This is a genomic window from Micromonospora sp. WMMC241 (genome assembly GCF_027460165.1).
GTDB classification, from domain to species: Bacteria; Actinomycetota; Actinomycetes; order Mycobacteriales; family Micromonosporaceae; genus Micromonospora; species Micromonospora humi.
On sequence record NZ_JAPZBF010000001.1, the window covers coordinates 457384 to 471168 of the forward strand.

Genomic DNA, 13785 nt, shown 5'->3' on the forward strand with positions numbered 1-13785 from the left:
CATGCCGTACCCCGAGATCCGGCCCCGCCGGCTGCGTCGCAACGCGGCCGTGCGGCGGCTGGTCTCCGAGACCCGCGTCGCCCCGGCCGAGTTGGTCGTGCCGATGTTCGTCAAGGAGGGGCTGACCGAGCCGAGGGCCGTCGCGTCGCTGCCGGGGGTGCTCCAGCACTCCCGGGACTCGCTGCGCAAGGCGGCCGTCGAGGCGGTCCAGGCCGGGGTCGGCGGGATCATGCTGTTCGGGGTGCCGGCCACCCGGGACGAGACCGGCTCCGGCGGTCTCGACCCGGCCGGCATCCTCAACGTGGCCATCCGGGACGTGATCGCCGAGGTCGGCGACGCGACGGTGGTGATGAGCGACCTCTGCCTGGACGAGTTCACCTCGCACGGGCACTGCGGCCTGCTCACCCCGGACGGCGGCGTGGACAACGACGCCACGCTCGCCGCGTACGCCGAGATGGCGGTCGCCCAGGCCGACGCCGGGGTCCACGTGGTCGGGCCGTCCGGGATGATGGATGGCCAGGTCGGGGTTGTCCGCAAGGCGCTGGACGCCGCCGGGCACCAGGACGTCTCGGTGCTCGCGTACGCCGCCAAGTACGCCTCCGCGTTCTTCGGCCCGTTCCGCGACGCGGTGGAGTCGGCGCTGGACGGCGACCGGCGCGCCTACCAGCAGGATCCGGCGAACCTGCGCGAGTCGCTGCGCGAGGTCGAGCTGGACGTCGCCGAGGGCGCCGACATGGTGATGGTCAAGCCGGCGCTGCCCTACCTCGACGTGGTGTCGGCGGTCCGGGCCGCGGTGGACGTCCCGGTCGCCGCCTACCAGGTCTCCGGCGAGTACGCGATGGTCGAGGCCGCCGCCGCCAACGGTTGGATCGACCGGGAGCGGACGATGCTGGAGACGCTCACCTCGATCCGCCGGGCGGGCGCCCAGATCATCCTCACCTACTGGGCGGTCGAGGCGGCCCAGATGCTGCGCGATCGCTACTGACCGTACGGCCGTCGCTCGCGGGCGGCGCGCAGTGCGTCGCCCCACCAGCTCAGTTCGTCGAGCGTCGCGTCGGCGGCCCGCTCCAGCGGGCCGTCGGCGACCAGCCGGCCCTGCTGGTCGAGGCGGTCCCACGGCGCGGTGAGCACCACGCCGCTGCGGGTGGTGGTGGCGTGCAGCTCGGCGAAGACCAGCCGGAGCTGCTCGACCGCGCGGATCCCGCCGGAGCCGGCGCCGTACGAGACGAACCCGACCGGCTTCGCCACCCATTCCCGGTGGTGCCAGTCGATGGCGTTCTTCAGGGCCGCCGGGAAGCTGTGGTTGTATTCCGGCGTGACCACGACGAACGCGTCCGCGGAGTCGAGGCGGCCGGCGATCGGGCTGGCCGGGTTGCCGCCGGGCGGGGTGTCGGCGAGCGGGAGCGGCACGTCGGCGAGGTCGACCAGGTCGGTACGGAGGCCGTCGCGACGGCCGGCGTGGTCGACGAACCAGTCGGCGATCATCCGGCCCATCCGGGGGCGGCGCACGCTGCCGACGAGCACGGCGAGGGTGAGCGGCGATTCTTGCGTCGTCATGCTCTGGACGGTAGGACTTGAACAATTGTTGAAGTCAAGCCGGCGTGGGGAGCGATCGTGCACACGTTGACGGTGGGCGAGGTGGCCCGGGAGAGCGGGGTCAGTGGCTCCGCGATCCGCTTCTACGAGCGCCAGGGCCTGATCGAGGCCGGCCGGACCAGCGGCAACCAGCGCCGGTTCGGTCCCGACGCGGCGTGCCGGGTGCGGGTCGCCCGGGTGGCGCAGCGGATCGGGCTGAGCGTCGGCGAGATCCGGGACCTGCTCGCCGCCCTGCCGCCGGAGCCGGCCCTGGCCGACTGGCAACGACTGCACGACCGGCTCACCGCCGAGGCGGAGCGGCGCATCGCCGAACTGCACGCCGCGCTTGACGACATCCGCTCCGGCCGCCGCCTCTGCGACCTGTGACCCAGAGGGCGCGGCTCGTCCTGACCCGTTCGTTCTCGGCGGTCGTGAGGTGGTCCGTCGCCCCCGGGACGACGCGCCGTCCTCCGCGTCCGGCGCGGCCGCCGGCTCGCCTCCGCCGCCCCGGTCTGCGCGCCGCATCATCCGGTCCTCCGCCGAGCTCGCCGGGGTGAGCGGCCTTCGTGGCGGAGCGTCACATTCCCGCCCGCCGCAGCCCTCACCTCCCGCTGCCTTTGCTCTGCAGCCATCGACGCAGCAGGAACGTTCGGTCACCGCTGCTTCCGTGGTTGCAGAGCAAAGGCAGCGGCGGGCGTCCTGGTCGCCGGGCCCGATCGCGACCATTTGTCCGTTGGGCGGCTTCTGAGGGCGGCAGTCAGCTGAACGGACGAGGCCGAGCGTCACGCACCGTGAAAATGACGCTCCGTGACGCCCTGAGGGAACACGCGTCGGTGCGGCGTCGAGAGGCGGCCGCCACAGGCCCGGGTTGTCCACAGCCGGCGCGGGCGGGGTTGCCGGTCAGGCGTGGAGGCGCGAGCGTGACGGCATGACCGGCCCCACCGACGACGCCACGACCGAGGCGGCCCTGGCCGCCGCGCCGGACCCGCCCGCCACCCGTGGCGGCGCCGGTGCGCCCGAGGACGACGAACGGCCGGCGCTGCTCACCGAACCGCTCGACGTTCCCTTCCCGGCCGCCGGGATCGTCCGGGCGGTCCGCCGCCGCGCCGACGCCAGCCAACGGGAACTGGCCCGCTTCGCCCGCGTGCACCCGACCACGGTCGGCCGGATCGAGGCCGGCGCCCTGGTGCCGAGTCTCGCCATGCTGTCGCGCATCGTCGGCACGGCCGGCTTCCGGCTCGTCGTCGTCGACGATTCCGGCACCGTGCTCACGCCGATGCGAGATCGGGCCGACCTGCGCGACGGCGCGGAGCGGCGATACCCGTCGCACCTCGACGTCGTCGTCGACCCGCAGCCGGGGGAGTGGTGGGCCGACATCTACGGGCTGGCCCGACCGCCGGAGACGTTCTACCGGGACCGGGCCGTCCGGGACGCGCTGCGGCGGCGCAGCCAGTGGGAGGTCCGGGTGGCCAAGTACCGCAACGTGCCACCACCGAAGGATCCGCAGCGCTGCGGATACCGCGGCGGCCCGCCGATCCGCTGGTGAGCGGAACGACGGGCCGCGGGGCGGTGGGCCGGTCAGTCGTCGTTCAGGACCGTCCCGACGCCGGACGGGTCGGCCAGCCGGAGCCCCGGCACGCCGGCCACGTACAAGGTGAGTCGCTCGTCCGCCTCCCGCTTGCGGTCTCCGCGCACGGTGACCGGGAAGGCCAGCGACGTCCGGCCCGCGGCCAGCACCCGGCAGCCCACGTACGGGTCGTAGTCGGAGCCGGCCTGTGCCGTGGTGCCGTAGGTGGCCGCGCAGAGCAGGGCCGGCTCGGACAGCGGCCGGGACACGGTGACCGTGAACGTCATCGTGGTGGTGCCCTTGTCGCCCTCGGTCACCGAGGTGTCGGCCACCCGCAGCGCGGCGCGGGAGCGGAACCGGGCCACCGTCGGGTCGTGGTCGCTGGCGCCCCGGTCCCCCAGCTCCGGGGCGTCGGTCGGGTAGTCGGCGTTGATGTGCGCGGTCCGCACCTGCACGAGGTCCGCGTGCATCGGGTCGTTGACGAACATGTTGTCCAGCGTCTGCGCCTGCCCGCTGAAGGTGTACGAGTAGGCCGCCGCCGGGGCGTCCGCGACCAGGTCGTCCCAGAGGTTGTGCAGGCCGGCCTGGTAGAGCGGGGCGAGCTGGTCCGACGGGGTCGGGTTCTGCGCGGTCACGATCGGGTCGTCGGGGCGCGGGAAGACGTTCAGGTCACCGCCGTAGACCACCCGCGCGTCCGGGTCGGTCGCCTCGACCGCCCGCACCAGCGCGGCACCGTACGCGGCCTGCTCGCGGCGCTGCCCGACCCGGCTGTCCGGCCCGGACGAGAAGTGGTTGGCCACCGCCCAGAGCGTGAACTGCTCGCTCGACCCGGGGGCCGCCCTGACGGTGAACCGGGCCAGCTGCGCCGCCCGGGTGTAGACGTTGCTGCCGTCCACACCGGTCGACCGGTCCACGTCGGCCGGCAGCACCGCGTTGAACGCCTTCGGGTTCTGCACGTCCGCGTTGGACGGCAACGCGGACGAGCGGTACTCCACGGTCGGCGTGGCGCCCAGCAGGGGGTCGGTGGCGGTCGCCTGGGCCAGCGTCAGCCGGTCGGTGCGGTAGAGGAACGCCGAGGCGATGCCGCGGGCGTCCGCGCCGGTCCGGTCGTACGCGGCGGCGTAGGCCGGGCCGCCGGCCGCCGCGACGGCGAGCGCCAGCTCCTGCACGGTGTCCGGCGCGCCGTCGGCGTCGTTGGTGTCGCCGCAGGCGAGGCTGCCGTCGACCACCGAGCAGATGTCCTGGTCCTCGGCCTCCTGCACCAGGATCAGATCCGGGCTGTGCAGCGAGTTGACGATCTGCCGCGCCTGCGTGGCCAGCTTGGCCGCGTACGCCTCCGGGCTGGCCGGCACGTAGTCGAACGGCGGGCTGACACCGGGGCATCCGCTGTTGCCCGCGAAGTCGCAGCCGTCGAACGGGTCGTCCCGGTAGTCGTACAGGTTCTCCACGTTGTAGGTGGCGACCGCGACCTCGCCGTTGCGGTCGGCCGGCAGCGGCGGGTGGTTCTCCGCCGGGTCCGCGCCGCCGGTCAGCGTCAGCTGCTCGGGCTGCACGCTGTACTTGCTGAACGCGTACGAGACGGAACCGAAGGCGTCCTCCGTCAGCGTGTCGAACGTGCGCGCCTCGGGCAGGAGTGCGCCGGAGTCACCGGCGGTCGCCTTCACGCCACCGGCCCCCAGCAGGATCCGCTGGTTGTTGCCGTTGTCGAAGAGCGTGCCGGGGATGTCGTCCAGCGGGTGCGCGTCCCGGAACACCCGCCGCGCGTACGGGTCGGACCGCTTCATGATCGGGTCCTCGCGGTCCAGCACGTAGATCTCGGAATCCGCTGTGGAGGCGTAGATGTGCCGGGGCGCGGAGACGCCGCTGCCGGCCCGGACCCGCATCCGCTCACCCTCGTGCCGCTCCCAGAACAGGTCGGCGGCGTCCGCCTCGGCCGGCGGCACCGCGTCGTCGGTGCGGACCGCGGTGTCCACGTCGAGCCCGGAGTCGAGCTTGCGGACCAGCGAGGCGCTGGAGAGCTGGGTCTGGTTGAAGTATTCCGAGACCCGGCCGCGGAGCACGACCTCGTCACCGACGGTCGGGGCGTAGCCGCCGATCAGCGTGGTGAACGCGCCGGTGAAGACGAAGATGCCGTCCGAGGTGAGCGGGTCGCCGTCCTCGCTGCCGAGCCGGCTCTGCAGATAGAAGCCCCACTGGTCGGCTCCGGCGGAGGTGCGGGTCAGCGACTTGCCGGTGATGACGCCGCGCACGTCGTACAGCGTCGAGCTGGTGCCGTTGCCGGTCGCCGGCGCGAGCGGCGACCGGTCGGTGCGGCCGCTCTCGTCGTCGCCGGTGCGGCCCTGCACCTCGCCGACGGAGAGCACGCTCGTCGCCTGCACGGCGATCGTGCAGCTGGCGGTGCCGCCGTCGGCGTCCGTCGAGGTCACGGTGACGGTGTAGGGGCCGGCCGGCAGGCCGGTCGCGGTCAGCGTCGCCTTGGCGGTGCCGCCGGCCGCGGTCGCCGGGGTGAACGCGGTACGGCTGATCGAGCCGCTCGCCGGCGTCGGGACGACCGAGGTGACCGCGAGGTCGGTGATCGTGTCGTCGGCGTCGGTCGCGGTCACCTCGCGCGTCGCGGTGGCGCCCGCCTCCAGGGTCAGCGCGCCGCCGCAGGTCAGCGTGGCCGGCTGGTCGACCGGGCCGCCGCCGTCGACACTGTGGCTGCCCAGCCCGTCGAACGTGTCGGTGGCGAAGCCGGCCCACTGGGCCGCCGGGTCGAACGCATCCGCCGGGTCGGTGTCGCCGGCGCTCACCGAGGGCAGCCGGCGCAGCGTGTTGTCGGCCGTGCTGGTGAGCCCGCTGCCCCACTCGGTGCCCGGGTCCACGCCGACCTGCCCGATGGAGTCGACCACCGTCTCGCCCCTGCGCAGCACGATCGCGTCGTCGCCGTTGAACAGCGCGCCGCCGTACGTCTGGTCGGCCTGGGCGAGAACGGCCGGCGCCGCCGCCGCGGCGGCGAAGACGAACACGTCCCCGGCGGCGACGGTGCCGCTCAGCGCCACGTTGGTCGAGGTGGTGGCGCCGTTGAAGAAGAGCTGGAGCTGGTAGCCGCCGGCGGCCAGGTCGACCGGGGCGCCGGTGCCGTTGAACAGCTCGACGGCCTTGTTGTTGGACGACCCCTCGACGTACTCGGAGATGAACAGGTCGGTGGGCGCGGCACTGGCCGCAGGGGGTGCGACGCCGATCGCCGTGACGGTGACGGCGGCGGTGGTCGCGAGCGCGGCCAGTGTGCGGCGCGGGCGCATGGAGCCTCCACGATGGGTGGGCGGGAACTAACGCACGTTAAGGGTCACGGCCGTCCGTCGTCCATCCCCCGGCCAGCCGTTTGGTGAACAGGGGTCAACGATGGCTGTCCAGCCGGTGCACCAACTCGCCGACGTCAACGCCGTATTCGCACCAGTCGCGGTCGGGCCGGTAGCCCAGCTCCGCGTTGACCTTGAGCATCGACTCGTTGACCTGCGCGTTCCAGGTCTGCACCTCGGCCACCTCGGGCTCGGCCGAGCGCAGCTCCAGCAGCATCCGCGCCTTGATGGCCCGGTCGATGCCGTAGCCGCGATGCTCGCGGACCACGATGGTGTCGTACTGGTCGGCCCGGGTCGGGTGCTGCGCCGGCACCACCACCTCGGTCAACCCGGCCACCTCGCCGGTCTGCTCGTGCAGGGCCAGCACGATGTACGGCTTCATGCCCCGCCGGTGCAGTGTGGCGAGGCTGTCGCGGAGCCGGTCGGGATCGTAGGAGCTGGGGCGAAGCTCGACGTCGTCCACCTCGCGCACCTCGGCCTTCGCCCGCGCGTACGCCTCGATGAGCTCGTCCGGCGGCCCGCCCGGGCAGAACTCGACGTGGTAACCCGCCCCGACCTCGGTGGCCATCTCGGTCAGCGCCGGCCAGTCCACCGCGCCGAGGTCGAGCACGCTGCGGGTCTCGACGTAGTCCCGGGTGAAGCCCAGCGCCTCGTAGAACCCGACGGCCGGGGTGTCGCCGACCACCTCGACGCCGATGGACTGGAAGCCCTCGTCCCAGACCCGTCGGGCGGCCACCCGCACCAGCTCGCGGCCGATGCCGGTGCGTCGACGCGCCGGGTGCGTCAGCACCTCGAGCACGCCGATGCCGCCGAGCAGCAGCACGTGCACGTGCCCGACGATCGCGCCGGGCGTGCCGTCGGGCGCCGGGTCGTCCTGGGCGACCCAGGAGATCCGTCGTTCGCCGGGCATCACCTCGGACAGGTATTCCCGAAGGGAGTTCGCCCGCCAGGGCGGATCCTGCGGGAGATCAGCCGCCAGGACCGCGTTCAGCGTGTCCAACAGCGACGCGATCTCGGCGGACGACGCGGTCCGAGGGTCCCACTCGCGCACCATCACCCGTCTAGCTTGCCGTCAACCGCAGCTCGGGGGAAGGGTTGAGTCCGCGAATGTGCGCGCGTCGTCACATCACGTGCCGCTCGAGCGCCCGTACTCGTCGGCCTTCGTGAAGACCTCCTGAGCGTAGCGCCGCACATCGTTGTAGGAGAGGATCGCGCCCCACCAGTCGCCCGGGATGGTCAGGTTCCGGCCGCCCTTGCACAGGTATTCGCCCCCGGCCAGCGCCGCGTCGTCGATGTCGTGCGGGTTCTTCACGCCGTCGTTGTCGGCGTCCGCGCCGATCTCCTGCCAGGTGCTCGGGATGAACTGCATCGGCCCGAGCGCCCGGTCGTAGGTCGTGTCGCCGTCGAGGCGGCCCTGGTCGGTGTCGAGGATCCGGGAGCGGCCGCCCTGCCCGTCCAGCGGCGAGCCGAGGATCTCCTTCGAGGTGAGGCCGCTGGGCAGCAGGGTCGCCCCGCCGAACGAGCCGTGCCGGGACTCCACGAAGCCGATCGCGGCGAGCGTGGTCCAGCTCAGTTGGCAGCTGCGGTGGGTCTGCGCGAGCACCAGCTCGGCGTAGCCGTACGCCTGCACCGCCACCGCGGGGATCCCGGTGGTGGCGCCGACGCGCTGCGCCCAACCGCTCAGCGCGTCGGCCGGGCGGCCGGTCGGCGGCACCGGGGCGACGGTTGTGCCACCGGCCGGCGGCGTGCCGGTCGGGCCCACCGTGCCGGGCAGGCCCGGCTGGCCGGTCGGGCCGGGCGCCGCGGTAAGCCCCGGCACGGCGCCGGTCTGCGGCACGCCGAGGATCGGCGCGGCGCTGGTGGCCTCGACCGCGACCGGCTCGGGTTTGCGGACGGCGGCCGGCACGAGCACCGCGCCGGCCGCGACGGCGGCGCCGACCAGGACGAGCAGGAACAGCGCGGGGACCGCAGTGCGTCCGCTCGGCCGGCGCGACCAGGCGCGAATGGCCCGGGCGGCGCCGACGGCGAGCTGCCGCGGGCGGACCCGCCCGGCGTGCGCGAACGGCACCCGCCGCCGCCGGCCGGCCGCCGACGGTTTCGGCTCGGCGCCGTCGTCGCCCGGCCCGGTGGTGGCGCTGTCGCCCGCCTCAGGATCCGGCTTCGCGCCGGCGCTGTCGCCCGCCTCGGGGCCCGGCTTCGCGCCCGCGCTGTCGCCGGCCTCGGGGTCCGGCTTCGCGCCGGCCCGGTCGCCCGTCGCGGGGCCCGCCTCGGTGGCGGTGCCGTCCTTGCCGGCCGGCTCCAGCTCGGCGGTGGGGCTGTCGGGCGTCGGCTCGGTGTCGGGGGTGGTCGCGCCGGTCTCCGGCTTCGCGCCGGTTCCGGGCCCGCTCCTCGGTGCGGTCGCGGCCTCCGGAGTGGACTTGGGCGTGGATGCGCCGCGTCGCGGGCGGGGGACCGGCCCGGCGTCGCCGTCGGGCGGCGCGGCGGGTCGCAGGGGTCGGACCGTCGATCGCCGTTCGCCGTCCACCACCCGTCGAGTATCACCCATCCGTGCGACGGCGTCAGGCCCGGCCGTACGCTGGCGTCATGCCCCGGTACGAGTTCCGTTGCCGCGCCTGCGGCGACACCTTCGAGGTCAACCGCCCGATGGCCGAGGCCGGCCGGCCCGCGACCTGCCCGCAGGGCCACGCCGACACGGTGAAGCTGCTCTCCACGGTGGCGTTCACCGGCCGGGGCGGCGGCGCCGGGCCGGTCGGTGGGGCGTCCGCCCCGGCCGGCGGTGGCTGCTGCGGCGGCGCCTGCGGCTGCTGACCCGGGCGGCGGGTACCGCGTCGCTCGTGGGAACGTTTGGTCGGAATCTGCCCGACCGTTCTCACGATGCGTGACGACGCGATCATAGGGCAGCATGAACCCGACGTCAGCGGGCGGAGGTTCGACGTATGTCGCAACGGATCCACCTCCCGAGCGGGTGGGTGACCTTCGTGTTCACCGACATCGAGGGTTCGACGCGGCTGGCCCGCATGCTCGGCCCGGTCTACCGGCCGGTGCTGACGGAACACCGCCGGCTGCTGCGCGACACGCTCACCGGCACCGACGGGGCGGAGCTGCTGACCGAGGGCGACTCGTTCTTCCTCGCCTTCCCGGACGCGGCCGCCGCGGTGCACGCCTGCCTGACCGCGCAGCGCGCGCTCGCCGCCCACGAGTGGCCGAACCCCGACGCGACGCCCCGCGTCCGGATGGGCCTGCACACCGGTTACGCCGAGCCGCGCGACGGCGAGTACGCCAGCCCGGAGGTGCACCGGGCGGCCCGGGTGGCGGCCGCCGCGCACGGTGGTCAGGTGCTCTGCTCGGCCGCCACCGCCCGGCACGCCGATCCGCTGCCCGACGGCGCCTCCCTGCTCGACCTCGGGCTGCACCGGCTGCGCGGCTTCGACGACCGGGAGCGGCTGTTCCAGCTCGTCGCGCCCGGCCTGGAGCGACGGTTCCCGCGCCCGCGTACCGCCGACGCGGCGGCGCACAACCTGCCCACCCAGGTGACCTCGTTCGTCGGGCGGCACTTCGAGCGGGCCGAGCTGGGTCGGCTGGTGGAGGCGTACCGGCTGGTGACCGTGCTGGGCGCGGGCGGCGCCGGCAAGACCCGGCTGGCCGTGGAGCTGGCCTCCGGGATCGTCGAGAACTATCCGGACGGGGTGTGGTTCGTCGACATCGCCGCGGTGACCGACCCGGGGCTGGTCGCGTTCGAGATCGCCGCCGTGCTGGGCCTCCGCCCGGAGCCGGGCCGGCCGATGGTCGACACCCTGGTCGAGTACGCGGCGCCGCGCCGGATGCTGGTGGTGCTGGACACCTGCGACGCCCAGCCGGCCGCCTCGGCCGAGGTGATCTCCCGGCTGCTGGCCGGCGGCCGGGGGGTGCGGGTGTTGGCGACCAGCCGGGAGTCGTTCGGGGTGCCGGGCGAGGTGGTGTGGCGGATCCCGCCGCTCTCGGTGGACGAGGGCCCGGGTGTCGGCGGGAGCGACGCGGTGGCCCTGCTGCTGGACCGCACCGCCGCGGCCCGGGGTGGGCGACCGCCGGAGCCGACCGAGCAGGACGACCTGCGCCGGGTGGTGCGCCGGCTGGACGGGTTGCCGCTCGCCATCGAGTTGGCCGCGGCGCGGCTGCGGGTGCTTTCCGCCGGGCAGTTGGCCGAGCGGCTCGACGACATGCTGGGCACCCTGGACGCGGGGCGGGACTCCGCGGAGCCGCCGCCGGTGGAGGCCGGCTGGAGCGGCAACCAGCAGGACACGGTGGACCTGGTGGCCGCCGCGACCGGGTCCGCGCCGCCGACCCCGGCGACCCGGGCGGTGCAGCGCTCGGCCAGTGAGCGGCACCTGACCATCCAGGCCACGGTGACCTGGTCCTACCGGACGCTGGGCGCCCGCTCGTCCCGGCTGTTGCGCTGGATGGCGGTCTTCGCCGGCCCGGTGGACCTGCCGACCGTGCAGTGGCTGCTCGACGAGGATCCGCTGGATCCGCTGTCGGTGCTGGTGGACAAGTCGATGGTGCTGGCCGAGCCGCACGCCTCGGGCAGCACCTACCGGATGTTGGACCCGATCCGGGCGTACGCGGCCCGCCGGCTGGTCTCCGCGGGTGAGGAGCAGACCGCCCGGGACCGGCACGTCGCCTGGTCCCGGCACGCGTTGGACCGGGCGCACCTGGGCCCGGACGGCCGGCCGGTGACGCTCTCCCTCTACGCGTTGGATCCGCTGGCCGGGGAGCTGCGGGCCGCGTTGCGGTGGTGCGCCACCGGCGGCAGCGCCCGGTCGGGGCTCTACCTGGCCGGCGGGCTGGACCAGTGGTGGCGCGAGCGTGGGCTGGCCCGGGAGGGGCGGCTGTGGCTGTTCCGGCTCTACGGCCGGATCGCCGAGACCGGCGAGGAGATCCCGGAGGCCGAGCTGGCCGCCGCCTACCACATGCATTCGCTGCATGCGGGCGCCGACGGGGAGTTCGCCGAGGAGCTGCGCTACTCGCAGCGGGCCGAGGCGGCCGCCCGGCAGGCCGGTGACCTGGGGCTGCTGGCCCGGGTGCTGGCCGGGCGCGCCGCGCCGCTCGTCGACATGGGCCAGTTCGCCGAGGCGGAGCGGGTCTGCCGGGAGGTGCTCGACTGGGCGTACGCGCAGGACGTGGTCGGCGACGCGCTGCTCGCCGTCTACAACCTGGCCGAGTTGCTCTGGAGGCGGGGCGCGCTGGACGAGGCGGCCGACGTGCTCGGCGGGGCCCGCCCGGTGGAGGCGGCCCGCCCGGTGGAGCGGGGGCGCCGGTCGGTGGACATGCTGCTGGGCATGGTGGCGCTGGCCCGCGGCGACCTGGTCGCGGCGCACGAGCACCTGCTGGTGGCGTTACGGTCCCGGATGAGCCACGGCTACCTGGGTCGGGCCTGCGACACGATCAACGCGATCGCGGTGCGCTGCGCGCTGGCCGGGGACGCGGTGGCGGCGGCCCGGCTCTTCGGCGCGGCGCAGGCCACCCGGGCGAGCCTGCGGGCCACCCCGGGCATCTTCGAGCCGTACTGGCTGGCCCGGCAGGCGGAGCTGCGCCGGTCCCTGGGCGACGAGGCGTTCGACGCCGCGTACGGCGCGGGTGCCGGGTTGCGGCTGGACGAGGCGGCGGCGTTGGCGTTGCACGTGGAGCATCCGGACCTGACGGCCGACTCGTTCTGGTTCGGCCCGTCCGGGTCGCGGCCGGCGGCCGAGCCCCGGAGCACCGCAGGCTGAGCGTCCCCGAGCCGTGTGCCGGGGAGCCCGTCGGGCGGGCTCCCCGGCGGCGGATCAGCTTCGGGCGGCGGCGCGACGTTCGGCGTCGGCCTTCATCTTCGCGGCGCGGTCGATGTCGGCCTGCTGCACCGCGGCGACCGAACCGAAGACGCTGACCGCCTGGTAGTAGGTCCAGGCGAGGCTGTAGCAGGCGGGCCGGACGACCGCGTTGTAGGTGGCGCAGACCCGCTTGAGGTCTTCGTAGAACGCGCTGTCCAGGCGGGACTTGTTGGCCGGGAAGATGCCCATGGCCTTGTGGTTGCGGTAGCCGAAGTCGTGCCGGTAGCAGGAGAGGTTGAACGAGAAGCCGAGCGGGTTGTCCGGGCTGGACGAGCAGTAGTCGGTGGACCAGTCGAAGCCGTACTCCGCCCACGGTGACTTGTTCAGCCGGGCGCTGTTCCAGGCGTTGTAGCTGGTGGCGCTGGTCTGGGTCCAGGAGGACAGCACCGAGAGCTTCTGCGCGGTGCTCACCGCGGCACTGGCCGGTGCGGCCAGGCCGAGCACGGTGAGCAGGGCGATCAGCCCAGCGGCGAGGGTGGTGGCGAGGCGTCGGGGCATGGGGACCTCCGCGTGGTCGGCGTCGGATCGAGCGCTCCGGGATCTCCGGATTTCGAAGATTGTCGATCAATGCGGCGACGTCGGGGGATGCCTCGGACGGACACTTGTTGACATTCGCCCAAACAGACGAATGGCCTCGCGGAGCGAGCCCTCTATGCTCGTCTACGAGTAATCGGCAGCGAGGAGTTCGGTCGTGGCCAAGCGACGCCGGGTCGGCAACCTGCTGGCGCTCGCCGTGCTCTCCGTGCTGGTCGAGCGCCCGCGCCACCCGTACGAGATCGCCACCGTGCTCCGCGCGCGCGGCAAGGACCAGGACATGCCGATCAAGTGGGGCTCGCTCTACACCGTGGTGGCGAACCTGGAACGGCACGGCCTGCTCGCGGCCGTGGAGAGCGGCCGGCAGGGGCGGCGTCCGGAGCGGACCGTCTACCGGATCACCGATGCCGGGCGGGCCGAGCTCGTGGACTGGACCCGGGAGCTGGTCGCCGTGCCGGAGCGGGAGCACCCCCGCTTCGAGGCCGGCCTGTCCGTGCTCGGCGCGCTCCACCCGGCCGAGGCGACCGAGCTGCTGCGGCGGCGCCTCGACCGGCTGACCGAGCAGCTCGCCGCGCAGCGGGCCGAGCTGGCCCGGCACGCCCGCGAGGTGCCCCGGCTCTTCCTCGTCGAGGCCGAGTACGACCTGGCCGTCCGGAAGGCCGAGGCGACCTGGGTGCGCGGGCTGCTCGACGAGTTGACCACCGGTTCGTTGCCGGGGCTGGCCGCGTGGCGGGCCTGGCACGAGACCGGCGCCATGCCGCCCGAGTGGGCGGAACCGGCGGAGAGGGGGACCGAGGAGCACTGACCCACGGACCCCGGCGGGGTGCGGTAACACCGCCGCCGGGGCCCTGACCTGCGAACCGATACCGCGGGAACGGCAGCCCGGCCGCAAGGTGGCAACCGCAACGATAACCGGGCGTCC

The 13785-nt window shown here is 74.3% G+C and carries 11 protein-coding genes; 6 read left to right on the top strand and 5 right to left on the bottom strand.

Annotated features, from left to right (window positions below; all coding sequences use genetic code 11):
• Window position 1: 1 nt before the first annotated feature.
• Window positions 2–985 (top strand): porphobilinogen synthase, encoded by a 984-nt coding sequence (hemB, locus tag O7598_RS02270; RefSeq protein ID WP_269689801.1) that lies wholly within the window; start codon window positions 2–4, stop codon window positions 983–985.
• Here the strand turns inward: hemB and O7598_RS02275 are convergent.
• Window positions 979–1557 (bottom strand): NADPH-dependent FMN reductase, encoded by a 579-nt coding sequence (locus O7598_RS02275; RefSeq protein ID WP_269689802.1) that lies wholly within the window; start codon window positions 1555–1557, stop codon window positions 979–981. The genes hemB and O7598_RS02275 overlap by 7 nt on opposite strands.
• 57 nt (window positions 1558–1614) lie before the next feature.
• Here O7598_RS02275 and O7598_RS02280 point away from each other — a divergent pair, with 57 nt between their 5' ends.
• The gene (locus tag O7598_RS02280; RefSeq protein WP_269689803.1) at window positions 1615–1962 is read left to right on the top strand and encodes a MerR family transcriptional regulator; all 348 of its coding nucleotides are present in this window, start codon (window positions 1615–1617) and stop codon (window positions 1960–1962) included.
• 541 nt (window positions 1963–2503) lie between these two features.
• Window positions 2504–3121 carry a helix-turn-helix transcriptional regulator gene (locus O7598_RS02285; RefSeq protein WP_269689804.1) on the top strand — a complete coding sequence of 206 codons (618 nt, stop codon included), beginning with the start codon at window positions 2504–2506 and terminating at the stop codon, window positions 3119–3121.
• Between the two features lie 32 nt (window positions 3122–3153).
• Here O7598_RS02285 and O7598_RS02290 read toward each other — a convergent pair whose 3' ends face one another.
• From O7598_RS02290 to O7598_RS02300, 3 genes are all read right to left on the bottom strand, one after another.
• A complete protein-coding gene (locus O7598_RS02290) occupies window positions 3154–6426 on the bottom strand; it encodes a lamin tail domain-containing protein (RefSeq protein WP_269689805.1) in 3273 nt (1090 codons plus the stop codon).
• A gap of 94 nt (window positions 6427–6520) precedes the next feature.
• A complete protein-coding gene (locus O7598_RS02295; protein ID WP_091065420.1) occupies window positions 6521–7537 on the bottom strand; it encodes a GNAT family N-acetyltransferase in 1017 nt (338 codons plus the stop codon).
• Between the two features lie 72 nt (window positions 7538–7609).
• Window positions 7610–9028, bottom strand: a complete 1419-nt coding sequence (locus tag O7598_RS02300) for a murein transglycosylase (protein WP_442929785.1) — start codon at window positions 9026–9028, stop codon at window positions 7610–7612.
• Window positions 9029–9066: 38 nt separating this feature from the next.
• Between O7598_RS02300 and O7598_RS02305 the strand changes: the two genes are divergently transcribed.
• A complete protein-coding gene (locus O7598_RS02305; RefSeq protein ID WP_091066098.1) occupies window positions 9067–9291 on the top strand; it encodes an FmdB family zinc ribbon protein in 225 nt (74 codons plus the stop codon).
• Between the two features lie 128 nt (window positions 9292–9419).
• Complete coding sequence (locus O7598_RS02310) at window positions 9420–12230, top strand: ATP-binding protein (RefSeq protein ID WP_269689806.1); 2811 nt, start codon at window positions 9420–9422, stop codon at window positions 12228–12230.
• A gap of 54 nt (window positions 12231–12284) precedes the next feature.
• Here O7598_RS02310 and O7598_RS02315 read toward each other — a convergent pair whose 3' ends face one another.
• Complete coding sequence (locus O7598_RS02315) at window positions 12285–12827, bottom strand: phospholipase (protein WP_269689807.1); 543 nt, start codon at window positions 12825–12827, stop codon at window positions 12285–12287.
• 193 nt (window positions 12828–13020) lie between these two features.
• On the opposite strand from O7598_RS02315, the gene O7598_RS02320 reads away from it, so the two are divergent.
• Window positions 13021–13668: a PadR family transcriptional regulator gene (locus O7598_RS02320; protein WP_269689808.1), complete on the top strand. Its 648-nt coding sequence runs from the start codon at window positions 13021–13023 to the stop codon at window positions 13666–13668.
• The last annotated feature ends 117 nt before the right edge of the window (window positions 13669–13785 follow it).